A 25,851-nucleotide genomic window follows, 5' to 3' on the forward strand; every position below is an offset into this window, starting at 1 on the left:
CGGGGCGGGCGCCCCAGGGCTCAACGCGCCGGCACCTGCAGCAGCAGTTGCGCCACCACCGCCAGCGCGATGACCTCGGGCTCCTTGCCGGTGATCCCTGGCAGTCCTATGGGGCAGGTCATGCGCGCCAGCAGTTCCGGCGCGCAGCCGCGCTCGCGCAGACGGGCTTCGAAGCGGGCGCGCTTGCTGCGCGAGCCTATGAGGCCGAACCAGGCGAAATCGCCGCGCGCCAGGATGGCCTGGGCCAGCGCCAGGTCGAGCGCATGGCTGTGCGTCAGCACCAGGAAGCAGGCGCCCGGCGGCGCCTGCGCCACCTCGGCCTGCACCGGCTCGACGCAGATGCGCTCGATATGGGGCGGCAGCGGGCCCGGCGGAAATTCCTCTTCGCGCTCGTCGATCCACCCGACGCGGCAGGGGAGATCGGCCAGCAGGCGCACGATGGCGCGGCCGACGTGGCCGGCGCCATACAGCTGAAGTTCAAAGCGCGGCAATGGCAACGGCCAGGCGGCGGGGTCGTCGTCGGCGAGCAGGCCGTAGCGCAGGTCGAGCGCGCCGCCGCAGCACTGGCCCAGGCCGGGGCCGAGGGCGATGTGCTGGTCGCGCGGCGCCGGCACTGGCGCGGCCAGCAGCGTGCGCGCCTGGGCAATGGCCTGCAGTTCGAGATGGCCGCCGCCTATGCTGCCGCACACCGCATCGGCCGCCACCAGCATGCGCGTGCCGGTCTCGCGCGGCACCGAGCCGGCCGTGCGGGCTACCTCCACCACCACCGCCGGCCGCCCGGCTGCGCGCCAGCGCCGCGCGGTGTCGCGCAGAGCCCCGTTCACGCGACGAACTGCACCGCCGCGGCTGACGACACCGCCTGGACGGCGGTGATGGCGTGCAGCACCGCCTCGGGCGTGGCCGGTGCCTGCAGCGGCGGGTCGACGCGGTGGCCGCCCACGGCCGAGACGGCGTCGCGGAGGGCGAAGAAGACCGAGAAGGGCAGCAGCAGCGGCGGCTCGCCCACCGCCTTGCTGCGGTGGATGCTGTCCTGGGCATTGGCGTGCTCGAACAGCCGCGTATGAAAGAGCGCCGGGCAGTCGTTGGCCGTGGGAATCTTGTAGGTGCTGGGCGCGTGGGTACTGAGCATGCCGGTCTGCGGGTGCCAGACCAGCTCTTCCATCGTCAGCCAGCCCATGCCCTGGATGAAGGCACCCTCGACCTGGCCGATGTCGATGGCCGGATTGAGCGATCGGCCGGCGTCGTGCAGGATGTCGGCGCGCAGCAGGCGGTGCTCGCCAGTGAGGGTGTCGACGATGACCTCGCTCACCGCCGCGCCCCAGGCGAAGTAATAGAAGGGCCGGCCCTGCAGGGTCTGGCGGTCCCAGCTCAGGCCGGGCGTGGCGTAGAAGCCGTCGCTCCAGAGCTGCACGCGCGCCAGATAGGCCAGGTTGACGAGCTCGGCAAAGCTCATCGTCAAGCCGGCCACCGCCACCTCGCCTTCGGAGAAGCCCACCTCGTGCGCGCTGCCGCCCCAGCGGCCGGCGGCAAAGGCGGCCAGGCGTTCGCGCAGGCGGCGCGCGGCGTCCTGGGCTGCCTTGCCGTTGAGATCGCTGCCGGTGGAGGCCGCGGTGGCCGAGGTGTTGGCCACCTTGGCGGTGTCGGTGGCACTGCAGCGCACGCGCGCCAGCGGCAGGCCCAGCTCGTGCGCCACCACCTGGGCCACCTTGGTGTTGAGGCCCTGGCCCATCTCGGTGCCGCCATGGTTCACCAGCACCGAGCCGTCGGTGTAGATGTGGACGAGGGCACCGGCCTGGTTGAGGTGGACGACGTTGAAGGAGATGCCGAACTTCAGCGGCGTGAGCGCAATGCCGCGCTTGAGCACCGGGCTCGTGGCATTGAAGGCGGCGATGGCGGCGCGGCGCGCGGCGTAGTCGCTGCTGACCTCCAGTTCGGCCACGAGGGCGTGGACGATGTTGTCCTCCACCGGCTGGCCATAGGGCGTGAGGTGGCGGCCCGCGGCCGGGTCAGGCGCGTAGAAGTTGGCGCGCCTGACTTCCAGCGGGTCGCGCCCGAGCCGCCGTGCCACCGAGTCGAGCAGGTATTCGACGGCGATGGCGCCCTGCGGCCCGCCGAAGCCGCGAAAGGCGGTGTTGCTCTGGGTGTTGGTGCGGCCCGAATACCCGTGCAGGGCCACATGGGGCAGCCAGTAGGCGTTGTCGAAGTGGCACAGCGCCCGCGTCATCACCGGGCCCGAGAGATCGGCCGAATGGCCGGCGCGCGAGACCATCGTCACCTCGGCGCCGAGGATGCGGCCGGCGTCGTCGTAGCCGGCCTGCAGCTCGTAGTGGAAGCAGTGGCGGCGCCCGGTGATCAGAAAGTCGTCGTCGCGGTCCAGGCGCAGCTTGACCGGACGCTGCAGCCGAAAGGCAGCGATGGCGGCGACACAGGCGAACAAGCCCGACTGCGACTCCTTGCCGCCGAAGCCGCCGCCCATGCGCCGGCATTCGACCTGCACCGCGTGTGCCGGCCGCTGCAGCGCATGCGCCACCAGGTGCTGCATCTCGCTGGGGTGCTGGGTCGAGCACCAGACCTTCATGCCGCGATCCTCCAGCGGCACGGCATAGGCGATCTGGCCTTCCAGGTAGAACTGCTCCTGGCCGCCGATATCGAAGGCCAGGCTCAGGCGATGCGGTGCCGCCGCGATGGCCGTTGCCGCGTCGCCCCGCGCCAGGTGCATGGGCGGTACCACGTACTGGCCGGCGGCATGGGCTTCTTGCGGCGTCAGGATGGGCGGCAGCGGCTGGGCCTTCACGGCCGTCTTGGCCAGCGCCGCCGCGCGCCGCGCCGCGTCGCGCGTGGTGGCGATCACCGCGAACACCGGCTGGCCCCGGTAGCGCAAGGTGTCGCCGGCCTCGCCGGCCAGGATGGGGTCGTCGTGGACCAGGGCGCCGCAGTCGTTGGCGCCCGGGAGGTCGCGCGCCGTGAACACGTCCACCACACCGGGCTGGGCGCGGATCAGCGCCACGTCGATGGCCTCGATCACGCCATGGGCCAGCGGCGACAGACCCAGCGCGGCATGCAGGGTGCCGGCCAGTTCGGGCAGGTCGTCGGTATAGGGCGCGGCGCCGGCGACGTGCAGATGGGCCGATTCGTGCGGGCGTGCGACGCCGACCTCGGCGTGGGCTTGCACGTCGGCAGCCACTGGGGGCAATTCGACGGGCTTGTTCATGGGGCCTCCGTGCGCGCCCAGACGCTGATGGCCGTGGCCGGCAGCGCGCCTTCGGCCCGCGTCTCGAGCCAGCAGCGGCGCAACAGGTTCTGCGCCACCTGCAGGCGGTAGCCGGCGCTGGCGCGCATGTCGCTCAGCGGCTGGAAGTCCTGCGCCAGCGCCGCCTGCGCCGCCAGCAGCGCGGCCTCGTCCCAGGGCCGGCCGACGAGCACCGCCTCGGCCGCGGCGGCGCGCTTGACCGTGGCCGCGAGCCCCCCCCAGGCCAGGCGTGCGGCGGTGATGCGGCCCTCGACCACGGTGAGCGACAGCGCGGCGCAGACGGCCGAGATGTCGCTGTCGAAGCGCTTGCTGATCTTGTAGACGCGCAGCAGCGCGGCCCCGGCGCGGGGAACGCGCAACGCGTACACGAACTCACCCGCCTCCAGCCGGTTCTGCATATAGCCGGTGTAGAAATCCTCCAGCGCCAGGCTGCGCTCGACGGCGCCGCGCCGCAGCACGATTCGCGCGCCCAGGGCGATCAGCACCGGCGCCGCATCGCCGATGGGCGAGCCGTTGGCGACATTGCCGCCCATCGTGCCGGCGTGGCGCACCGGCGGCGAGGCAAAGCGCAGCCAGACCTCGCGCAGCACTGGCCACTCGGCGGCCAGTGCAGCCCAGGCGTCTTCCAGCGTTGCGGCGGCGCCGATCTCGATGGCGCCAGCATCGGTGGCGATGCGGCGCAGCTCGGCCACGTCGCCGAGGTAGATGATCTCGCCCAGCTCGCGCATCTGCTTGGTGACCCAGAGCGCCGCATCGGTGCCGCCGGCCAGCAGCCGCGCCGCGGGCCGGGCCAGGCGCAGCGCGGCCAGTTCGTCCAGCGTGCGCGGCGCGTGATAAGTGGCGGCATCGCCTGCGCCGCCCAGCGGCGCATGGCCGGCCAGTTGGCGCAGCGCGGCAGCCACCGGCGCCAGGTCCACACGCCGCGGCGACGCCTCGAACATGGCCTGGCCGGCATCCAGGATGGGCCGGTAGCCGGTGCAGCGGCAGAGATTGCCCGCCAGATCGTCGGCCAGCTGCTGGCGCGTCGGCCGCGTGCCGCCAGCCTGGTGGCGCTCGTAGCAGGCCCACAGCGACATCACGAAGCCAGGCGTGCAGAAGCCGCACTGCGAGCCGTGGGCGTCGACCAGGGCCTGCTGCACCGGGTGCAGGCTGCCGTCGGGCGCGGCCACGTCTTCCACCGTGAACAACGCCTTGCCGTCCAGCGTGGGCAGGAAACGGATGCAGGCGTTGACTGGCGCCAGCGCAACGCCGCCGCGGCCGTCAAGCTCGCCAACGACCACGGTGCAGGCGCCGCAATCGCCCTCGGCACAGCCTTCCTTGCTGCCGCTGCAGCGCGCGTCCTCGCGCAGCCACTGCAGCACGGTGCGGGTGGCGGGGGCGCCCGTCACCTCGACGACGGCCCCGCGGTGAAAAAAGCGGATTGCGCGCTCTGTCATGTCCTGCGCCTGGGCGTCAAAGCGTTGAGTGGCCGGCCCGGCTCTTGCACGCCACCGCTGGCCGGGTATACGCCACGGTACACACTTCAGCATACCGCTCTATCCTCGAAACCATGCCGCAGCGCCGTTTTCCCATGCCCCCCGGCTTGCAATTGCCGGGCCCGGCCACAGCGGCACCCTGAGCCGATGTTCGCCATCCGCGCCGACCTGCTGGACTTCACGGCCGCACCGTCCTGGGGCACGCCAACGCTGCAAGGCGTGCGCTGGCGCCCCGATCACTGGCTGCTGGTGGGCGACGACGGCCGCATCGCCGGCGCCCAGACCGCCGACCCCGGCCCCGACTGGCAGCGGCACGACCACCGCGGCCGCCTGCTGATGCCGGGCTTCATCGACACCCACGTCCACGCGCCCCAGCTCGACGTGATCGCCAGCTACGGCACCGGCCTGCTCGACTGGCTGGCCAACTACACCTTCCCGGCCGAGCAGCGCCATGCCGACCCGGCGCTCACCGCGGCGGCGGCGGCCGAATTCCTGGATGCCCTGCTCGCCCACGGCAGCACGGCGGCGGTGGTCTTCCCCACCGTACACAAGGCCTCGGCCGAGGCGCTGTTCGCGGCCGCCGCGGCGCGCGGCATGCGCCTCATCGCCGGCAAGGTGCTGATGGACCGCCACGCGCCGCCCGCCCTCTGCGACGACGTGGAGGGCGCCGAGCGCGACTGCGAAGACCTGATCCAGCGCTGGCACGGCCAGGGCCGCAACGCCTATGCGGTGACGGTGCGCTTTGCCGTCACCAGCACGCCACGGCAGTTGGCGATGGCAGGCGCGCTGGGCCAGCGCCACGCCGGCCTCTACATGCAGACCCATGTGGCCGAGAACCGCGACGAGGTGGCCCTGGTCGCCAGCCTCTTTCCGGACGCACGCAGCTACCTCGATGTCTATGCCCGCCACGGCCTGCTGCACGAGCGCGCCGTGCTGGCCCACGGCATCTGGCTCGACGCCACCGACCGCGCGCTGCTGCGCGACAGCGGCGCCCAGATCGCCCACAGCCCGAGCAGCAATCTCTTTCTCGGCAGCGGCCTGTTCGACTGGCAGGCCGCCATCGACGCCGGCCACCGCGTCTCCATCGCCAGCGACGTGGGCGGCGGCACCAGCCTGTCCCTGCTGCGCACCCTGGCCGAGGCCTACAAGGTGCAGGCACTGCGCGGCGCCCGGCTCAATGCCTGGACGGCGCTGCACGCAGCCACGCGGGGCGCGGCCGAGGGCCTGGGCCTGGGCGGCGAGATCGGGCACCTGGGGGCCGGCGCGATGGCCGACCTGGTGCTGTGGGACTGGGCCTGCGGCCCGGTGGCCCGCCACCGCGACGCGGTGGCGCGCGGCGCCCTGCCTGGCTGCACCGAGCAAGGCCTGCACGCCCGCGTCTTCGCCTGGATGACGCTGGCCGACGAGCGCAATCTCGCCGCCGCCTGGGTGGCCGGGCGGCCGGCCTACCGGCGCGAAACTGGCCCATGATCGACGCACCGACCCGTGGAATGGAAATTGCGCGCGGGAACGGCGGAGTTGCTGCCGTCCGTTCCCTTCCCAACCCGCAACCCAACCCACCAGAGGAGCCTCATGCAAGCCCATCCCATTTCCTGCCGCGCGGCCCTGGCCGTGGCCGCCCTGGCCGCCAGCTTCGCCACCGCCAGCCATGCCGCCGACTGGAGCGACACCTCGATAGGCTGGCGCACCGGCAGCAAGTTCGCCGAGCCCTTCAACCCCGAGGACATCAAGAAGAACATCCTCAACCTCACGCATGTGAGCGGCTACAAGTACGGCACGAACTTCTTCAACGTCGACTACCTGCTGTCGGACAAGAAGGATCCGGCCTTCGCCGGATCGAACAACGGCGCGACCGAGGTCTACATCGTCTACCGCCACACGCTGGACATCGAGAAGGTTTCGGGCATGTCGTTCAAGATGGGGCCCATGCGCAGCCTGGGCTTCACCGCGGGCTTCGACGTCAACACCAAGACCGACGCCGGCTACAACTCGAAGAAACGCATGCTGGTGCTGGGGCCGACCGTCTCGCTGGACGTGCCGGGCTTCCTCAATGTGAGCCTGCTGCAGCTGTGGGAGAGCAATGCGCCCTACAGCACCTTGCCGCCCGCCGGCGGCGTGCCGCGCTACCAGTACAAGGCGCACCCGATGCTGACGGCGGCCTGGGGCATCCCGCTGGGCAAGACGGGCCTCTCGTTCGAGGGCTTCATGAACTACATCGCCGCCAAGGGAGCCGACGAATTCGGCAATGGCACGGCGCCGGAGACCAATTTCGACGCCCAGATCATGTACGACCTGGGCAGCCTGATGGGCGCCGGGGGCAAGTTCAAGGTCGGCATCGAGTACCAGTACTGGAAGAACAAGTTCGGCAACAGCCACAAGGGCCCGGCCGGCAACGGTGCCTTCGCCAAGACGCCGATGCTGCGCGCCGAATACCATTTCTGACCGGCGCCCACGCCGTCGCAGCCTGCCCGGCCGCGGCGGCGCCCGCCTCACCTTTGATCACCGCGCCCGCGTGGCGCGGCTAGGGCCATGCTCCGCCTGCAACTCACCGGCATCAGCAAGCAATACCCCGCGGTGCGTGCCAACGACCGCGTGAACCTCGCCGTCAAGCCGGGCGAGATCCACGCCGTGCTGGGCGAGAACGGCGCCGGCAAGAGCACGCTGATGAAGATCATCTACGGCGCGGTGCAACCCGACGAGGGCGAGCTGCGCTGGAACGGCGAGCCGGTGAAAATCGCCAGCCCGGCGCAGGCGCGGCGCCTGGGCATCAGCATGGTCTACCAGCACTTTTCGCTGTTCGACACGCTGACGGCGGCCGAAAACGTCTGGCTCGGCCTGGACGGCAGGATGACACTGCCCGAGGTGGCCAAGCGCATAGACGAGGTGGCGCACAGCTACGGCCTGGACGTGGACGCGGCGCGCCCGGTACACACGCTGAGCGTGGGCGAGCGCCAGCGCGTCGAGATCGTGCGCGCGCTGCTGACGGCGCCGCAACTGCTGATCCTCGATGAGCCGACCTCGGTGCTCACGCCGCAGGCCGTGGACAAGCTCTTCGTCACGCTGCGCCAGCTGGCCGCCAGCGGCTGCAGCATCCTCTACATCAGCCACAAGCTCGACGAGATCCGCGCCCTGTGCCACCACTGCACGGTGCTGCGCGGCGGCAAGGTCACGGGCGAGGTCGACCCCACGCAGGAGAGCAATGCCAGCCTGTCGCGCCTGATGATCGGTGCCGAGCCACCGCCGCTGCGCCACCAGGCCCGCAGCGCCGGCGAGGTGGTGCTGCAGGTGCGCAACCTGAGCCTGGCGCGGCCCTCGCCCTTCGGCGCCGACCTGCACGACATCGGCTTCGAGCTGCGCGCCGGCGAGATCGTCGGCATCGCCGGCGTCTCGGGCAATGGCCAGCAGGAGCTGATGGCGGCGCTTTCGGGCGAAGACCCGCGCGGCGGGCCTGGCAGCATCGTGCTGGGCGGCGAGGACATCGCGCGTGCCGGCCCGCGCCGCCGCCGCGCGCTCGGCCTGCATTTCGTGCCCGAGGAGCGCCTGGGCCGCGGCGCCGTGCCGACGCTGGCGCTGGCCCAGAACACGCTGCTCACAAGGCTGCAGGGCGTGTCGCCGCGCGGCTGGATCAAGCCCGGCCGCGTACAGCGCCTGGCCGAGGACATCATCGCGCGCTTCCATGTGCGCGCCGGCGGCGCCGGTGCCAGCGCACGCAGCCTGTCGGGGGGCAATCTGCAGAAATTCATCGTCGGGCGCGAGATCAGCGCCGCGCCCAAGGTGCTGATCGTCTCGCAGCCGACCTGGGGCGTGGACGTCGGCGCCGCGGCCCAGATCCGCGGCGAACTGCTGGCGCTGCGTGACCAGGGTTGCGCCGTGCTGGTGGTGAGCGAGGAGCTCGACGAGCTGTTCGAGATCAGCGACCGCCTGCTCGTCATCGCCAAGGGGCGGCTGTCACCCAGCGTGCCGGTGGGCGATGCCACGGTGCCGCAGATCGGCGAATGGATGTCGGGGCTGTGGGCGGCGCCTGTCACTCCGACGGTCCAGGGGGCGGCGGCATGATGCGCCTGGAGGTCCGCCCCCAGCCGTCGCGGCTGATGTCGCTGGCGAGCCCGCTGCTGGCGCTGGCGCTGACGGTGGCCGTGGGCGTGCTGCTCTTCGTGCTGCTGGGCAAGGATCCTCTGCGCGGCCTGCAGATGTTCTTCGTCGAGCCGGTGAAGAACCTCTACCAGCTCAGCGAGCTGTCGGTGAAGGCCACGCCGCTGATCCTGATCGCGCTCGGCCTGGCGGTGTGCTTTCGCGCCAATGTCTGGAACATCGGTGCCGAAGGCCAGTTCGTGATGGGCGCGCTGGCCGCCGGCTGGGTGGCCATGCAGGCCGGGCCCGAGACTGCCTGGATGGGCCGCGCCATCGTGCTGCCCATCGTCGCCGCCGGCGTGCTGGGCGGCATGGCCTGGGCGGCCATCGTGGCGCTGCTGCGCGACCGCTTCAATGCCAACGAGATCCTGGTCAGCCTGATGCTGGTCTACGTGGCCGAGATGATCCTCGGCTGGCTGGTCTACGGGCCCTGGAAAGACCCCAAGGGCTACAACTTTCCGCAGAGCATCACCTTCCTGCCCGTGACCCAGGTGCCGCGCCTGGTGGACGGGCTGCGCGCCCACGTCGGCGTGCTCGTCGCGCTGGCCGGCGTGGGCCTGTTCTGGGCCTTTCTCTTTCGCACCTACCGCGGCTTCGCGCTGCAGGTGGGCGGGCTGGCGCCGGCGGCGGCGCGCTACGCCGGCTTCTCGTCGCGCGGCGCCATCTGGCTGGCGCTGCTGCTCAGCGGCGGCATGGCCGGCCTGGCGGGCGGGCTCGAGGCCGCCGGGCCGCTGGGCCAGCTCACGCCCTATGTGCCGGCCGGCTACGGCTTCGCCGCCATCATCGTGGCCTACGTCGGCCGCCTGCACCCGGTGGGCATCGTGTTCTCGGGCGTGCTGATGAGCATGTTCTACATCGGCGGCGAGCTGGCGCAGTCGCGCATGGGCCTGCCGAAATCGCTCACCGGCGTGTTCCAGGGCCTGCTGCTGTTCTCGCTGCTGGCCTGCGACACGCTGATCCATTTCCGGGTGCGCCTGCGCCGTCCCGCGCCCGGCGCGACTTCCAAGGGGGCTTGAGATGGACAGCTTCGCACTGCTGCTGGCCGCCACGCTCAACGCCGGCACCGTGCTGGCCATCGCCGGCCTGGGCCTCCTGATCAACGAGCGCGCCGGCGTCGTCAACCTCGGCGCCGAGGGCCTGATGCTGGTGGCCGCCATTGCCGGCTTCGCCACCGCGGTGGCCAGCGGCAGCGACTGGCTGGCCTTTGCCGCGGGCGCCGCCGCCGGCGCCGGGCTGGCGGCGGTGTTCGGCCTGCTGGTGATCTGGCTCAACACCAACCAGGTTGCCACCGGCCTGGCGCTCAGCCTCTTCGGCGGCGGCTTCTCGGCCTTCGTCGGCATCGGCTTCGTGCAGGAGAAGCTGGGCGAGAGGGTGCAGTTCCGCATCCCGCTGCTGGCCGACATCCCGCTGCTCGGGCCAGCGCTGTTCCGCCAGCATCCCATGGTTTATGCGGCGATGGTGCTGACGCTGGCCCTGGCCTGGTTTCTCTACCGCTCGCGCGCCGGCCTGGTGCTGCGCGCAGTGGGCGAATCGCCCGAGGCGGCGCACGCCCTGGGCTACCCGGTGCGGCGCATCCGCCTGGCCGCGGTGGTGGCTGGCGGCGCGCTCTGCGGCGTGGCCGGCGCCTACCTCTCGGTGGTCTACACGCCGCTGTGGGTGGAGGGCATGGTGGCCGGCAAGGGCTGGATCGCCCTGGCGCTCACCACCTTCGCCACCTGGCGCCCGCTGCGCCTGCTGCTGGGCGCCTACCTCTTCGGCGGCGTCACCATGCTGCAGTTCCACCTGCAGGGCCAGGGCGTGCAGATCGCGAGCCAGTTCCTGAGCATGCTGCCCTATGTGGCCACCATCGTCGTGCTGGTGCTGATCTCGCGCAACGCGGCCTGGATTCGCATCAACATGCCGGCCTCGCTGGGCAAGCCCTTTGTCCCCAACGGCTGATAATTTCCGTTTGACCTTCGCACACCCCCAGGAGAGAGAAGCCCATGACCCATCCCACCAAGCGCACGATGTTGAAGCTGGCCAGCTGGTCGGCCGTGGCCGTAGCCGCGGCCCTGGCCGGCTGCGGCAAGAAGGAAGAAGCGGCGCCGCCGCAGGCCGCCGCGCCGGCCTCGGCCGCCTCGGCACCGGCCAAGGCCGAGCCGCTGAAGATCGCCTTTGCCTATGTCGGCCCGGTGGGCGACGGCGGCTGGACCTTCGCCCACGACAACGGCCGCAAGGCGGTCGAGAAGGAGTTCGGCGACAAGGTCGTCACCAGCTTCGTCGAGAAGGTGCCCGAGAGCGCCGACGCCGAGCGCGTCTTCCGCGATCTCGTGGGCCAGGGCAACAAGCTCATCTTCGGCACCACCTTCGGCTATATGGAACCGATGCTCAAGGTGGCCTCGGACGCCATGGGCACCAAGGGCGTGATGTTCGAGCACGCCACCGGCTACAAGCAGGCTGCCAATATGCGCACCTACGACAGCCGCACCTACGAGGGCGCCTACATGGCCGGGGTCATCGCCGGCGCCATGACCAAGAGCAACACGCTGGGCGTGGTGGGCTCCATCCCCATCCCCGAGGTGATGCGCAACATCAACTCCTTCACGCTGGGCGCGCAGAGCGTCAACCCCAAGATCAAGACCAAGGTCGTGTGGGTCAACGAGTGGTTCAACCCGCCCAAGGAGACCGAGGCGGCGCAAAGCCTGGTCAACGGCGGCGCCGACGTGCTGTTCCAGAACACCGACAGCTCGGCCGTGCTGCAGACCGCGGCCAAGAACAAGAAGTACGCCTTCGGCTGGGACAGCGACATGACGGCCTATGCGCCCGAGGCCCACCTGGCCAGCGCCATCATCAACTGGGGCCCCTACTACATCAAGGCCACGCGCGACGCGCTCGAAGGCAAGTGGGCCGGCGGCGGCGCGGTCTGGTGGGGTGTCAAGGAAGGCGCCATCGACATTGTCTCCATCAACGACAAGGTGCCGGCCGAGGCCAAGGCCAAGGTCGAGGCCGTCAAGGCCGGCCTCAAGGACGGCAGCTTCGTGATCTGGAAGGGCCCCATCGTCGGCCAGGACGGCAAGGAAGTGCTGAAGAAGGACGAGGTCGCCGACGACAAGTTCATGGGCGGCATCAACTTCTACGTCAAGGGCGTGGACAGCAAGCTGCCTTCGGGCAAGTAAGCCACCACCCGGCAACCCCGCCCCCCAAGCCGCCGCGGCCCACGCCCCGGCGGCTTTTTCGTATCCGCGTGCAACTCGGTGCTCAAGTCGGCGGCGCCGGCGCCGAAACCCCCTTCAGAGACAGGCCAGAACCCGACACGCCCCGCCCGGGCGCCGCAACGGCACACGCCGGCGGCCAACCCGTGACAGCGGCCCGGCGCGCAACGCGCCGGCGCCGAGGGTGTGCTTGCGTGTGCGGCCTCGCGCCTGCGGCCACCGCGGCCGCACCGAGCCGGGCCGCGGCTGGCCTTTCCGGCCGAAATGCTCGACCAACACCCGCCAGATCGCTTGCAGCCTCAAGTTCGGCCTGGGCCGCACCGATAGACCGTGGACATGCCCCGGTAAGCGGTCCGCCTGCACGTGCAGGGCGGCGCTTTTTACCCGAGCCTTCCAGAAGGACAGCACCATGGCCTCCCTGATCCTCAACTTCACCTCGTCGCAGATCGCAGTCATGAGCACGGCGCAGATCGCCGCGCTGACCACCGAGGACTGGGCTGCATTCAGCACGGACAAGATTGCCGCGCTGACCGCGCAGCAGATCCCGGCAATCTCGCTCACGGGGCTGGGGTCGTTGAACACCACCCAGTTGGCGGCCTTCGAGACGGCGGACGTGACGAGGTTCACGACCACCCAGGTCCAGGCCTTCACCACGGTGCAGGTACGGGCCCTGACCAGCGAGCAGGTCGGCGCCCTGCAGACCCACCAGGTGCGCACCTTCAACACGACCCAGGTGGCGGCCATCGAAACCGCCGACCTCGCCCAGATGGGCACGTCGGCGGTCGGCGCCCTCACGTCGGTGCAGGTGGCGGCCCTGAGCACGGCCCAGATCAGCGCCCTGGAGTCGAACCAGATCGCCGCCCTGTCGACGGCGGCCGTGCGCAACATGAGCACGGCGCAGATCGACGCCCTGTCCGGCACCGACATCGATGCACTGGGTTCGTCCCAGATCGCCGCCCTGACCACCTTGCAGTTGCGGGCCCTGGGCACGGCCGAGATCCAGGCCATAGGCAGTGCCGAGATGGCCGTGCTGGGCACCACCGGGGTAGCAGCCCTGACGACGGCCCAGTTCGCGGCGCTCACGACCGACCAGTTCCGATCCCTCACGACCCAGCAGATCGCCGGCCTGAGCACGGCCCAGGTGGCGGCGCTCACTTCGGCCCGTGTGGATGTGATGGACTCCGCTGACCTGGCCAGCCTGTCCACCACCCAGATCCGCGCGCTGGGCACGGCGGCCATCGCCGGGCTCGACAGCGCCAACATCCAGGGCCTGAGCGCGACCCAGTTGGCCGCGCTGTCGACCCAGCAACTGGCCGCCATCGAATCGGCCGACTTCGCCGCCCTGACGACGGCACAGTTCGCGACCCTGGGCACGGCCCAGCTGTCGCGCCTGAGTTCCGACCAGGCACGGGCACTGGAGACGGCCGACCTGGCCGCTCTGGGCACCGCACAGATCCGTTCACTCAGCACCTCCGCCATCGACATGCTGGGCAGCGCCCAGCTCGAGGCACTGGGCACCGCCCAGGTGGCGGCCATGACAACCAGCCAGCTGGGACACCTGGCGAGCATCACCGACGAGCAACTGGCAGCCCTGAGCACCGCCCAGGTGGCATCGCTCGGCCTGGCCTACGGCGCCACGCTGACCTCGGCCGACCTGGCCGCCCTGACCAGCACCCAGCTCCGCCTGCTGAGCACGGGCGCCATCGCCGGCCTCGACAGCGGCGACATCCTCTCCCTGGGCACCGAGCAGCTGGCCGCGCTGACCACCAGCCAGCTGGGCGCCATCTCCACCGCCGCCCTGGCCGGCCTTGAAAGCGCCGACCTGGCCGGGCTGGGCACCTCGCGCATCACCAGCCTCACGAGCACGCAGATCGGCGCCTTGAGCAGCGCCCAGCTCAATGAACTGGACACGCGCCAGATCCGCTCGCTCACGGCCACCCAGCTCGACGGCCTGAGTTCCGGTGATCTGGCCTCGCTGAGCAGCGAGCGCCTCGCCGTGCTGACCACGACGCAGATTGCCAGCCTGAACGCCAGCCAGGTGCCCGGCCTGGATGTGCTGACCACGGCCCAGCTCAACGCCGTGAGCGTGACAGCCGTCTCCGCCCTGGACAGCACCAGCCTGCCGGTGGCCGACATCGCCAAGCTGACCTCGCCCCAGATGGCCGGCCTGACCTCCGCCCAGCTCTCGGGCATCAGCACCACCACGCTGGCCAGCCTGAGCACGTCCCAGCTCGCCAACCTGACCACGGCAGCCATCGCGTCGCTGGACAGCACCAGCATCGGCGCGCTGAGTTCCGGCCAGGTCCGCGCCCTCACCGCCGGGCAGATCAGCGCCCTGGCCGACGACATCGCCGCCTTCAGCACCACCGACGTGGCGGGCATGACGGCCAGCCAGGTCGCGGCCCTGTCCACGGCCCAGGTCGATGCACTTGTCCAGGGCAGCCTGCTCGCCTCCATCGCCACCTCGGCGATCACCAGCCTGACCTCGGCCCAGCTGGTCAGCCTGGGGACGGCCGGCTTCAACGACCTCTCCACCGCCCAGATCGCGGCCTTGACGGTGACGCAGATCACCAAGCTGACGACCGACCAGATCGACCAGATGGCGTCCGATGACTTCGGCGCCCTGACCTCGCGCCACATCGCGGCCATCTCGACCGAGTCCATCCGCAACCTGGGCTCGGCCGACTTCCAGGCCATGAGCACGTCGCAGATCCAAGGCCTCACCGCCGCCCAGCTGCAGCAGATTGCCACCGACGAATTCCTCGCCTTCGAGACCGCCGACCTCGCCGCCCTGACGACCGCGCAGATCCGCGCGCTGAGCACGGCGATGGTGGACGCCCTGTCGACCGATTCCAGCCAGGTCGCCGCCCTCACGGGCACGCAGATCGCGGCCATGACCACCTCGCAGCTGCAGGCGTTGAACTTCGGCACCGACGACATCGGCAGCATCTCCGGCAACCAGATCTCCGGGCTGAGCACCACCGTCATCGCCGGCATGTCCACCGCCGACGCCGCCGGGCTGACATCGGCCCAGGTCGCCGGCCTGAGCACGACGCAGATCCGCGCCCTGGCGATCGACGATCTCCAGGTTCTGGCCACAGACCGCATCGCCGCCCTGAGCTCCGCGCAGATCGCGGCACTGACGACCCTGCAGCTCGCGGCCCTGGACAGCACCGACCTTGCCGCCATCGCGTCCACGGCCATCCGCGGGCTCACCTCGGTGCAGATCGCCAGCCTGGGATCCGACCGTCTCAACATGCTGAGCACGGCCCAGTTCGACGGCCTCACCTCCGGGCAGATCGCCAAGCTCACCACGGGCCAGGTTGCCGGCCTCGAGACGGCCGACCTCGTGGCCATCGGCAGCGCCGAATTCCAGGCCCTGAGCACGGCCGGCGTGACCGCGCTGAGCGTCGAGGGCGCCGCCGCCCTCACCAGCGACCAGTTGCGCGCCCTGGGCACGACCCAGTTGCGCGCCCTGGGCGTCGATGACATCGCCGCCCTGTCGACCGGCACACTGAGCCAGCTCGCTTCGAGCCGCATCGCCGCGCTCACCACCTCGCAGATCGACGCTCTCACCACCAGCCAGCTCACGGCCTTGAGCACCGACCACATCCGCGCGCTCACCAGCGCGCAGGTGGCCAGCCTGAGCCCGGCCGACCTGGCCATCCTCGGCACGGCGGCCTTCGCGGCGCTGAGCACCAGCCAGGTGCGCGGCATCACGGCCGAACAGATGGCCGCCATGGAAACCGCTGACCTGGTGCAGATCGGCAGCGCCCAGTTCGGCGCCCTGAGCACGCAGGCCATCGTGGCCATGGATGTGGCCCAGGTCGAGGTTCTCACCTCCGGCCAGGTCAGGGCCATGAGCACCAGCCAGCTTCGCGCCATGGAGGTGGACGACCTGGCCGCCCTGAGCAGCGGCAACATCGCCGTGCTCGGCACCACCCAGCTGCGGGCGCTGACCACCGCCCAGATCGAGGCGCTGACGGCGACCCAGCTCGACGGCGTGACGAGCGCCCAGCTCAATGCGCTGACCAGCCAGCAGATCGCCAGCCTCGAGCCCGCCGATCTGGCCTCGCTGACCTCGACCCAGCTCGACGGACTCTCGGCAGCCCAGATCGCCGCACTGACCAGCGCCCAGGTGGCCAACCTTGGCGCCACCGCCGTGGCCTCGCTGTCCAGCACGCAGTTGGCCGCCTTGACCACGACCCACCTGAGCACGCTCGACGGCGTCCAGGTGGGCGCACTCGCCTCCGACCAGATCAGGGGCCTGACTGCGGCGCAGATTCGCGCCATTGACGCCGAAGACATGTCTGCCCTGGCCACCGCGACCGTGGCCGGCCTGAGCACGGTACAGATCGCCGCCCTCACCACCGGCCAGCTTGCGGCACTGACCGAAGAGCAGTTCTCCAAGCTCGGCGCCAGCCAGCTGGCCGCGCTGTCCACCACCCAGCTGGCGAGCGTCGATCCGGCCCTGCTGGCCGGCATGGCCACCTCGCAGCTGGCCGGGCTGAGCACGAGCCAGATCGCGCTGCTGAGCACCGACCAGGTCGCGCAACTCGATGCCGCCGACCTGGCCGCCCTCACGACGACGCAGATCGTGGCGCTGCGCACAGCGCAGATCGAGGCGCTGCAGGCCGACGCCCTGCAGGGGTTGACCACCTCCCAGGCCGCCGTGCTGTCGTCGGCCCAGGTGATGGCGATCGAATCCGCCGACTTGTCGTCCCTGGAAACGGCCGACCTGGCCGCGCTGCAGACGGTGGCCGTGGCCGCCCTGAGCGAGGCGCAGATCGACGCCCTGAGCGCCGAACAGCTGGCCGCGCTCACCACCTCACAGGTCCGCGCCCTCACGACGGCCCAGCTCGCGCGGCTCGACGGCGATGACATCACCGCGATGGGCACGGCCCAGTTCGCGGCCCTGAACACCCGCCAGATCCTTGCGCTGAACACCACGCAGGCCGCCGCCCTGAGCTCGGGCGACCTGGCAGCCATCGGCAGCACGCAGTTTGCCGCCTTGGGCACCGCCAACGTGGCGGCGCTGGCCGTCGATGCCATCGCAGGCCTGACGACGAGCCAGATGGCCGCCATGAGCACGGCCCAGGCCGCCGCACTGGAAGTCGCGGCACTGAACGTGATGGCGACTGCCGACCTGGCGGCGATAGGCACGGCGCAGATCCGCGCGTTCTCGGCAGACCAGCTCAATGCGCTGGATGCGGCACAGCTGGCCGGGCTGACCACGCGCCAGGTGGCCGCGCTGACCACGACGCAGATCGAGTCGATGCTGCCGGCCTCGTTGGCCGCGCTGGGCACGGGCCACTTCGCCGCCATGGGCACGGCCCAGGTGGCGGCCTTCACGACCGACCAGGCCGCGGCGCTGGAAACCGCCGATCTGGCCCGGCTGTCGACGGCCCAGATCCAGGCCCTTTCGAACCAAGACCTCACCGCCCTGGATGGCAGCCAGGTCGCGGCACTGACGACCGCGCAGGTGGCCGCGCTGAACACCGCGCAGGTGGCCGCCATCGACCCGTCTGACCTGGCGCAAATGGGCACGTCCGCCCTTGCGGCCTTCAGCACCGCGGCCATCCGCAGCCTGAGCACCGCCCAGCTCGAGACCCTGGACGGCACCCAGCTGCAGAAGTTCGGCACCTCGCAGATCGCGGCGCTGAGCACCGAGCAGATCGCCAGCCTGGAGGCCAGCGACCTGGCCGCCCTCTCGACCGCGCAGTTCTTCGCCATGAGCACCTCGCAGCTCGCGGCCATCACTTCCACGCAGGCCGGCTCGCTGGAGACCGCCGACGTGGCGGCCCTGAGCACGCAGCAGGTGCGCGCGCTGGACCAGAACGCGGTGGCGGCGCTGTCCTTGGCCACCTTCCAGGCCCTCAGCACGGCCCAGGTGGCCGCACTGCGCACCGAGCAGGTCTCGAGGCTGACGGCCGAGCAACTGGCCGGCATGGAAACCGCCGATGTGGCAGCGCTCACCAGCGCCCAGGTCGCCGCGCTGTCCACGGCGCAGTTCGAAGCCTTCTCGACGCCGCAGCTCGACGCCCTCAACGCCAACCAGATCACGGGTTGGAGCACGACGCAGATTGCCGGCCTCACGCCGGCCGGCCTGGCCGCCCTGTCCACCGACAAGTTCGCCGCCCTGACCACCGAGCAGCTCGGCGCCATCACGGCCGAGCAGGCCGCGGCCCTGCCGGGTGACCGCATCGGGGTGCTGACGACGACGCAGATCCGGGCCCTGGACGCCGATGCCTTCGGCGCGCTGTCCACCGCCGCCATCGTGGCCCTGGGCACGAGCCAGGCCGTCGCCCTGACCTCGGCCCAGCTGCACAGCCTGAGCGCCGAACTGATGGGCGCGATGGAAACGCGCGACCTGGCCGCCCTCAGCACGACCCAGATCACGCTGCTGACGACTGCCCAGCTCGATGCGCTGAACACCGAACAGCTGTCGAACCTGACCACGCGCCAGGTGGAGGCCCTGACCACCGTCCAGCTCGCTGCGCTCGAAGCAACCGACCTGGCGGCCATGAGCTCCGCGCAGTTCGGCGCCATGACCACGCATCAGCTGGCGGCCATCACCACCGACCAGGCCACCCAGCTTGAAGGCGCCGATCTCTCGGCCCTCACGCCCACCGATATCCGCGCCCTTCGCGCCGCGGCGATCGGGGCGCTGTCCACCTCGGCCATCGCCGGCCTCGGCACGACGCAGGCCGCGTCGCTCACGTCGGCCCAGCTGGCCACGCTCAACGCCGACCAGATGGCGGCCTTCGAGACCGCCGACCTGATGAAGATCGCGACGGCCCAGCTGGCCTCGCTGAGCACGGCGCAGATCGACGCGCTGAGCTCGCTGCAGCTGTCCAGCCTGACCACCAGCCAGGTGGCGGCCCTTACCACGACACAGTTTGCCGCCATCGAAGCCAGCGACCTGGCGGCCATGGGCGGCACGCAGTACCGCGGCATGACGACGACGCAGCTGGCCGCGCTCACCTCCGACCAGGCCGGTGGCCTGGAGACCGCCGACATGGCCGCGCTCTCGACCCTGCAGATACGCGCCCTGGACAACGACGCCCTGGGCGCACTGTCCTCGCAGGTGATCGTGGCACTGACCACGGCCCAGGTGGCAGGCCTGACCACGACCCAGATCGGCGGCCTGACGGCCGAGCAGATGCTGGCGCTGGAGACGCGCGACCTCGCGGCCATGGGCACGGCACAGATCGCGTCGCTGTCGACGCTGCAGCTCGACGCGCTCGACACCAGCCAGCTCAACAGCCTGGGCACACGCCAGCTCGCCGCGCTGACCAGCACCCAGATCGAATCGCTGGCACCGGATGACCTCCGGTCGCTGGGCACTGCGCACTTCGCGGCGTTGAAGACCGCGCAGGTGGCGGCCATCACCGCCGAACAGGCAGCCGCCATGGACACGGCCGACATCGCCGTGCTGAACACGCTGCAGATCCGTGCCCTCGCCACCGATGCGCTGGCCGCGCTGTCCGACGCCAGCATCCTGGCCCTGGGCACCCTCCAGATGGCCGCGTTGACCACCAGCCAGCTCACCAGCCTGACGGCCGCACAGATCGCCGTCATCGCCACTGACGACCTGCGTGCCCTGAGCACGACCCAGGTCCAGGCCCTGACCACGAGCCAGATCGATGGACTCATCACCGAGCAGCTGACTTCGCTGACGACGCGCCAGTTCGGTGCCCTCACCACCGAACAGCTGGCGGTGCTCGATGCCGCCGACCAGGCCGCGCTCGGCCCGACGCAGTTCGGCGCCATGAACACGGCCCAGATCGCCGCCCTGAGCGCGGCCCAGGCCGCCATGCTGGTCACGGCCGACATCGCCGCGCTGAGCACGGTGCAGGTCCGCGCCTTGTCCACCGAGGCGCTGGCCGAACTTTCCAGCGCCGCCGTGCAGGCCCTCAGCACCGCGCAGGTGGCGGCGCTCACCACCGAGCAGGTGTCCAACCTCTCGGCCAGCGCGCTCGGCTCCCTCGAGACCCGTGACCTGGCCGCCATGAGCACGGCACAACTCGCGGCGCTGAGCACGGCCCAGCTCGACAACCTCGGCACAGCCCAACTGGCCGGCCTCACGACGCGGCAGATCGCCTCGCTGTCCGCCGACCAGATCGCCGGCCTCGAAGCCAGTGACCTGGCGGCCCTGGGGAGCGCGCAGTTCGCGGCCATGACCACCAACCAACTTGCCGCTTTCACGCTCGAGCAGTCCGCAGCGCTGGAGGGCGCCGACCTGGCCGCCCTGGGCCCGGTGAAGATCCGCGCCCTGCGCCCCGACACCATCGCCGAGCTGTCCACCGCAGCCTTGGCCGCGCTGACCACCCAGCAGGCCGCCGCCCTGACCACCGATCAGGTGGCCGCCCTCAGCGCGGCCAACCTGGTGGCGCTCGAAACGGCTGACCTCAGGGCCTTCAGCTCGAGCCAGATCAACGCCCTGGGCGACGCCGGCCTGGCCGCGCTGACCAGCACGCAGCTTGGCGCGCTGACCACCACCCAGGTGGCCAATCTCGACGAAGGCCTGTTGGCCGGCATGGCGCCAGCCACGCTCAACGCGCTGACTCCGACTCAGTTTGCCGCCTTGCGCACGGCCCAGATCCGCGCCCTCACCGACGAGCAGATCGCCGGCCTCGAAAGCGCCGACCTGCGGGCCCTGACCTCGTCCCAGGTCGCCGCCCTGGGCGACTCGCAGATCGTCGCGCTCGACGGCACCCAGATGGCCAGCCTGACCTCCAACCAGGTGCGCGCGCTCACCACCAACCAGATCGCGGTGATGGACGTGGCCGACTTCACGGCGATGGACACGAGCCAGTTCGCGGCCATGACCACGCTGCAGGTGGCCAACCTCTCGGCAGAGAAGATCGCCGCGCTCGAGACGGCCGACCTCGCCGGCTTGAGCATCACCCAGATCCGCGCCATCTCCACCGATGTCATCGGCAACCTCACGGCCGCGTCGGTGCAGGCCCTCACGGGCAACCAGGCGCAGGCGCTGACCACGTCGCAGCTCGCGGCCATCGCCCCCGCGGCGCTGGCCTCGCTGGACACGGCCGACCTCGCACTGCTCAGCACGGCCCAGATCCGGGCCCTGACCGGCGAACAGCTCGCCGGCCTGACCACGGCGCAGTTCGCCGCGCTGTCCGCACCGCAGGCCGCCGCCATCTCCACCGCCGAGATCAGCAACCTGTCGGTCGCCAACCTCAACGCCCTGGGCAGCGGCCAGTTTGCCGCGCTGAGCACGGCGCAGATCGCCGTGCTCACGGGCGAGCAGATCGCCGGCATGGAGACGGCCGACATCGCCGCCCTCACCACGCGGCAGCTGCGCACGCTCAATGAAGAGCAGCTCATTGCCCTCACCACGGCAGAAGCCGCCGCCCTGGGCACGAGCCAGATTCCCGGCCTGAACACGCAGCAGGTGGCCTGGCTCGAAGCCGCGGACCTGGCCGCCCTTGGCACGGCACAGTTCTCCAAGCTGACCGCCAGCCAGGTGGGCGCCATTACCGAAAGCCAGGCAACGCTGCTCGAGACGGCCGACGTGCGCGCCCTGGGCACGACCCTGATCACCGCGCTCAACACGGCGGCCATCGTGGCGCTCACGACCGAAGTCGTGGCCTCGCTGGCCACTGTGCAGGTCGCGGCGCTCACGACGCGGCAGTTCGTTGCGCTGGAAGCCAATGATCTGGCGGCCATGACCACCGACCAGTTCATGGCCCTGACCACGCAACAGCTGTCCCGGCTGACGGCGGAGCAGGCTGCGGCCTTCCAGACCGACGACCTGAGGGTGTTGACCCAGCCGCAGATTGCCGCGCTCAGCACCGAAGCCATCGTGGCGCTGAGCACGGCCTCGATGTCGCAGCTGACGACCAGCGAGGTCCAGTGGCTGACCACCAGCCAGGTGCAGGCCATCGCGGCCGAAGACCTGGCGGCCATGACCAGCGCCCAGTTCGAGGCGTTCCTGAACCCGCAGCTCGCGGCGATGACGGCCTACCAGGCCGGCGCGCTGCAGAGCGACGACCTCGCGCTGCTGAGCAGCAGCCAGCTGGCCTCGATCAGCACCGCGGCCTTCGCGGCGCTGAGCACCGACGTCATCAATGCGCTGGATTCAAGCCAGATCGCCTCGCTGGGCACGGCCCAGGTCCGCTCCCTGAGTGTCGCCACGGTGGCGGCCATGACCACCGACGACCTCAATTCGCTGACCACGGCACATGTGGCGGCGATGACCACCAGCCAGGTGCGCGCACTGACCAGCGACCAGCTGACGGCCCTGGACAGCCAGCACCTGGCCACGCTGACCACGGCGCAGATTGCCGCGATCGCGGACGTCGACCTGGCAGCCCTGTCGTCGGCGCAGTTCGGCACGCTGACGCCGACGCAGATCGGCTCCCTGAGCGCGGCGCAGATCATCGCGATGGCCACCGACGACATCGCCGGGCTGACCACGTTGCAGATGCCGACCCTGTCCACCGCGGCCATCGTGGCGCTGGACAGCGCCAAGCTCGCGGCCCTGTCGTCCGACCAGCTGCGCTCACTGGTCACGACCCAGTTGCGCGCCCTCGAGACGGCTGACCTGGTGAGCCTGGGCACCGAGGCCATCGGCGCCTTCCTGCCCGGCCAGTTCGCGGTCTTCACCACGGCCCAGATCGCCGCATTGACCACCGACCAGCTGTCGACCCTGCCTGGCGCCAGCCTGGCCGCCATGACCGCGGCGCAACTCCGGGCCATCGATCCGGCCAACCTCGCGAGCCTGACCACCGGCGAGTTCGCCGCGCTGACGCCTGCCCAGATGGGCAGCCTGACGACGGCGCAGATGGCCGCCATGGCCACCGACGACCTGGCTTCGCTGAGCGGCACCTTGCTGCGCGGCATCAGCACGGCCGGCATCGCGGCGCTCAGCGCCGCCCAGCTGGAAACGATGCAGCTCGGCGAGCTGACCACCAAGCAGATCCGCGCCATTGAAACCGCCGACCTGGCCGGCCTGAGCACCACCGCCATCAACGCGCTGCAACTGAACCAGCTGCCCGGCCTGAGCGCCGACCAGATGGCGGCGCTGAGTTCGACACAGCTGATGTCAATGACCGACCCGCAGCTCGGCGCACTGGGCACGACCCAGCTCAACGCCCTCGACTCGGCGCACCTGAACAGCCTGTCCAGCACGCAGTTCCAGATTCTTTCCACGACGCAGGTCGCCGGCCTGAGCACGACCCTGGTCGCTGCGCTGGAGACGGTTGACCTGGCCGCGCTGCGCACCGACCAGATCCGCGCGCTCGGCACCGCGGCCATCCAGGCCCTGGATGCCGCCCGGCTGCAGGCCCTGACCACCGACCAGGTCATGGCGCTGAAGACCAGCCAGATCGTCGCCATCGACTCGGCCGACCTGGCCACGATGGAGACTGCCGACTTCGCGGCCCTGGGCACGGCGCAGATCCGCGCCATGACCAGCGACCAGGTGTCGGCACTGAGCGCGGCCCAGCTCACGGTGCTGAGCACCGCACAGGTCGCGGCCATCGGCACCGCACAGATCGGCGCCATCGCCACCGACGACCTCAATGCCCTGTCCAGCGCGCAGTTCGCGGCCCTCACCACCTACCAGGTGTCGCGCCTGACGACCGCGCAAGTGCAGGCCCTCGAGACGGCCGACGTCGTCGCCCTCTCGACCAACCAGATCCGCGCCCTGGGCACGGCCGGCGTGAATGTGCTGTCGAGCAGCGCGATCGACGCCATGACCAGCAGCCAGTTCATCGCGCTGACCACGGCGCAGGTCCAGGCGCTGAGCACGTCCACCATCGGTGCGCTGCAGACGGCCGACCTGGTGACCATGAGCACCACCCAGATCAACACCCTGGCATCGCCGCAGCTGGCCGCCCTCACCGACTCGCAGCTGGCCAGCCTGACCACAAGGCAGGTGGCGGCGATCAACGTCGGCGCCGTGGCCCAGCTCTCGTCGACCGACCTCAACGTGCTGGGCACGAGCCAGTTCGCGGCCCTGAGCACGGCCCAGATCGCGGTGCTGAACACGACCCAGATGGGCGCCCTGGAAACGGCGGACATCGCCGCCCTGGGCACGACCCAGATCCGGGCGCTGACCACCGCCAGCATCGCCGCGCTCGGCACCGCAGGCATCGAGGCGCTGACCACGGCTCAGGTCGTGGCCCTGGCCACGGCGCAGGTCCGCGCCATCGAGACGGCGGACATCGCGGCCATGCAGACGGCCGACCTGGCCGCGCTGTCGACCCTGCAACTGGCCGCGCTGAGCACGGCACAGATCGACGCCCTGAGCACCGACCAGCTCTCGCACCTCAGCACCACGCAACTGGCCTCGCTGAGCACTGAACAGTTCGGCGCCCTCACGGGAGCCGATCTCTCTGCACTGACCAGCGCTCAGTTCCTGGCCCTGACACCCGTGCAGATGGCCAGCCTGGGCACGGCGCAGATCGCCACCCTGGAAACGCCGGAAGTGGCGCTGATGAGCACGGCACAGGTCCAGGCGCTGAGCGAGGCCAGCATCGCCGCGCTGAGCAGCAGCCAGCTGGTGGCCTTCACCACTGGCCAGGTCATGGCGCTGAGCGCCCTGCAGGTGCAGGCCATCGAGACGGCCGACCTCGTCAACATGGAGTCGGCGGACCTGCGCGCCTTCACGACGGCGCAGATCGCGGCCTTCACGTCCGAGCAGATCGACGCCCTCACCGACCCGCAGCTGGGGCAGCTGACCACCTTGCAGCTGTCGGCGTTGACGACGACGCAGCTGGCCACGTTCGACACCCAGGAGCTGGCGGCGCTGAGCACCGACCAGTTTGCCGCGCTGACCACCCTGCAGCTGCAGTCCCTGGACGAAGTGCAGATTGCCGGCCTGGGCACGGCCGACATCGCGGCCCTGACCACCGCGCAGGCCCACGCCCTGACGACGACGCAGATCGATGCGCTCACGACCACGCAGGTCGAGGCCTTCGAGACCGCCGACCTGGCGGCCATGACCGACGCACACTACAACGCCTTTGCCGGCGAAGACTGGGCCCACTTCAGCAACGAGCAGTTCCAGGCGCTGCAGAGCGTGACCCCGATCGTGCTCGACCTCAACGGCGACGGCGTGAAGACGCTGGCAGCCGCCCAGGGCGTGCAGTTCGACCTGACCGCTTCGGGCCAGGCCAGCCAGGTGGGCTGGGTCAGCGCGCAGGACGCCCTGCTCGTGCGAGACATCAACCAGGACGGCGTGATCAACGACGGGCGCGAGCTCTTCGGTGGCGCCACCGAACTCGCCGATGGGCAGCGCGCAGGCGATGGCTTCCGGGCGATGGCTGCACTGGACAGCAGCGGCGACGGCAAGCTTTCGGCGGCCGATGCCAAGTTCGGTGAACTCAAGCTCTGGATCGATGCCGACAGCGACGGCAAGACCGATGTGGGCGAGCTCAAGGGCCTGGTCGACTTCGGCATCGCCGAGATCAACCTCGACTTCGCCAAGAGCACCGAGACCGACAACGGCAACTTGCTGGGACTCGTGGGCAGCTACACCGCTGCGGACGGAAGCCAGCACGCCATGGCCGACGTCTGGCTCGCCAAGCAGGCGGCTGCGCCGGCCCTCACCGCCGATGAGTTGCTGGCCGCACCCGCGCCGGCCCTGCTGGGCTCGCCGGCCGAGGGCGCGACCGCACAAGTCGCCACGGCAACGGCGGCGCCGATGCAGGTGCAATGCAGCCTGGGCGTCAGTGCCGCCGACGACGAACTGCTGCGGCTCCAGCAGCCGCTGATCTAAGGCAGCGGCCTGCGACCCGCCCCGGCTGAAGGGGCGGTTCGCGGGCTCCGGCCC

At 70.7% G+C, this 25,851-nt stretch carries 10 protein-coding genes; 7 read left to right on the top strand and 3 right to left on the bottom strand.

Annotated elements, in window-relative coordinates; all coding sequences use genetic code 11:
• Window positions 1-20 precede the first annotated feature (20 nt).
• Genes xdhC through xdhA form a run of 3 tightly spaced genes read right to left on the bottom strand, consistent with a single transcriptional unit; the run spans window position 21 to window position 4,686 of the window.
• A complete protein-coding gene (xdhC, locus tag JMV16_RS10750; RefSeq protein WP_201494227.1) occupies window positions 21-824 on the bottom strand; it encodes a xanthine dehydrogenase accessory protein XdhC in 804 nt (267 codons plus the stop codon).
• Complete coding sequence (gene xdhB, locus JMV16_RS10755; RefSeq protein ID WP_201494228.1) at window positions 821-3,211, bottom strand: xanthine dehydrogenase molybdopterin binding subunit; 2,391 nt, start codon at window positions 3,209-3,211, stop codon at window positions 821-823. Before xdhB ends, xdhC begins: the two co-directional genes overlap by 4 nt.
• Window positions 3,208-4,686 carry a xanthine dehydrogenase small subunit gene (xdhA, locus tag JMV16_RS10760; RefSeq protein WP_201494229.1) on the bottom strand — a complete coding sequence of 493 codons (1,479 nt, stop codon included), beginning with the start codon at window positions 4,684-4,686 and terminating at the stop codon, window positions 3,208-3,210. The genes xdhB and xdhA overlap by 4 nt, the downstream gene beginning before the upstream one ends.
• A gap of 186 nt (window positions 4,687-4,872) precedes the next feature.
• Here xdhA and guaD point away from each other — a divergent pair, with 186 nt between their 5' ends.
• From guaD to JMV16_RS10795, 7 genes are all read left to right on the top strand, one after another.
• Entirely contained in the window at window positions 4,873-6,195 is a 1,323-nt protein-coding gene (gene guaD / locus JMV16_RS10765; protein ID WP_201494230.1) for a guanine deaminase, read from the top strand.
• 102 nt (window positions 6,196-6,297) lie between these two features.
• On the top strand, window positions 6,298-7,167 hold the full coding sequence (locus JMV16_RS10770) for an outer envelope protein (protein WP_201494231.1): 870 nt from the start codon (window positions 6,298-6,300) through the stop codon (window positions 7,165-7,167).
• An 87-nt stretch (window positions 7,168-7,254) separates the two neighbouring features.
• Window positions 7,255-8,781, top strand: a complete 1,527-nt coding sequence (locus JMV16_RS10775; protein ID WP_201494232.1) for an ABC transporter ATP-binding protein — start codon at window positions 7,255-7,257, stop codon at window positions 8,779-8,781.
• Window positions 8,778-9,872 (top strand): ABC transporter permease, encoded by a 1,095-nt coding sequence (locus JMV16_RS10780; protein WP_201494233.1) that lies wholly within the window; start codon window positions 8,778-8,780, stop codon window positions 9,870-9,872. Before JMV16_RS10775 ends, JMV16_RS10780 begins: the two co-directional genes overlap by 4 nt.
• 1 nt (window position 9,873) lies before the next feature.
• Window positions 9,874-10,794 (top strand): ABC transporter permease, encoded by a 921-nt coding sequence (locus JMV16_RS10785; RefSeq protein WP_201494234.1) that lies wholly within the window; start codon window positions 9,874-9,876, stop codon window positions 10,792-10,794.
• A 44-nt stretch (window positions 10,795-10,838) separates the two neighbouring features.
• Window positions 10,839-12,011 carry a BMP family ABC transporter substrate-binding protein gene (locus tag JMV16_RS10790; protein WP_201494235.1) on the top strand — a complete coding sequence of 391 codons (1,173 nt, stop codon included), beginning with the start codon at window positions 10,839-10,841 and terminating at the stop codon, window positions 12,009-12,011.
• A 445-nt stretch (window positions 12,012-12,456) separates the two neighbouring features.
• Window positions 12,457-25,797: a hypothetical protein gene (locus tag JMV16_RS10795; RefSeq protein ID WP_201494236.1), complete on the top strand. Its 13,341-nt coding sequence runs from the start codon at window positions 12,457-12,459 to the stop codon at window positions 25,795-25,797.
• The last annotated feature ends 54 nt before the right edge of the window (window positions 25,798-25,851 follow it).

This window comes from Rubrivivax sp. A210, assembly GCF_904426505.1.
Classification (GTDB): domain Bacteria; phylum Pseudomonadota; class Gammaproteobacteria; order Burkholderiales; family Burkholderiaceae_C; genus Rubrivivax.

What these genes read in the sequence shown, in the direction of transcription:
- guaD (WP_201494230.1), top strand. Translation starts at nt 4,873, where the DNA reads ATGTTCGCCATCCGCGCCGACCTGCTGGACTTCACGGCCGCACCGTCC.
- xdhB (WP_201494228.1), bottom strand. Translation starts at nt 3,211, where the DNA reads ATGAACAAGCCCGTCGAATTGCCCCCAGTGGCTGCCGACGTGCAAGCC.
- xdhA (WP_201494229.1), bottom strand. Translation starts at nt 4,686, where the DNA reads ATGACAGAGCGCGCAATCCGCTTTTTTCACCGCGGGGCCGTCGTCGAG.
- JMV16_RS10775 (WP_201494232.1), top strand. Translation starts at nt 7,255, where the DNA reads ATGCTCCGCCTGCAACTCACCGGCATCAGCAAGCAATACCCCGCGGTG.
- JMV16_RS10780 (WP_201494233.1), top strand. Translation starts at nt 8,778, where the DNA reads ATGATGCGCCTGGAGGTCCGCCCCCAGCCGTCGCGGCTGATGTCGCTG.
- JMV16_RS10785 (WP_201494234.1), top strand. Translation starts at nt 9,874, where the DNA reads ATGGACAGCTTCGCACTGCTGCTGGCCGCCACGCTCAACGCCGGCACC.
- JMV16_RS10790 (WP_201494235.1), top strand. Translation starts at nt 10,839, where the DNA reads ATGACCCATCCCACCAAGCGCACGATGTTGAAGCTGGCCAGCTGGTCG.
- JMV16_RS10770 (WP_201494231.1), top strand. Translation starts at nt 6,298, where the DNA reads ATGCAAGCCCATCCCATTTCCTGCCGCGCGGCCCTGGCCGTGGCCGCC.
- JMV16_RS10795 (WP_201494236.1), top strand. Translation starts at nt 12,457, where the DNA reads ATGGCCTCCCTGATCCTCAACTTCACCTCGTCGCAGATCGCAGTCATG.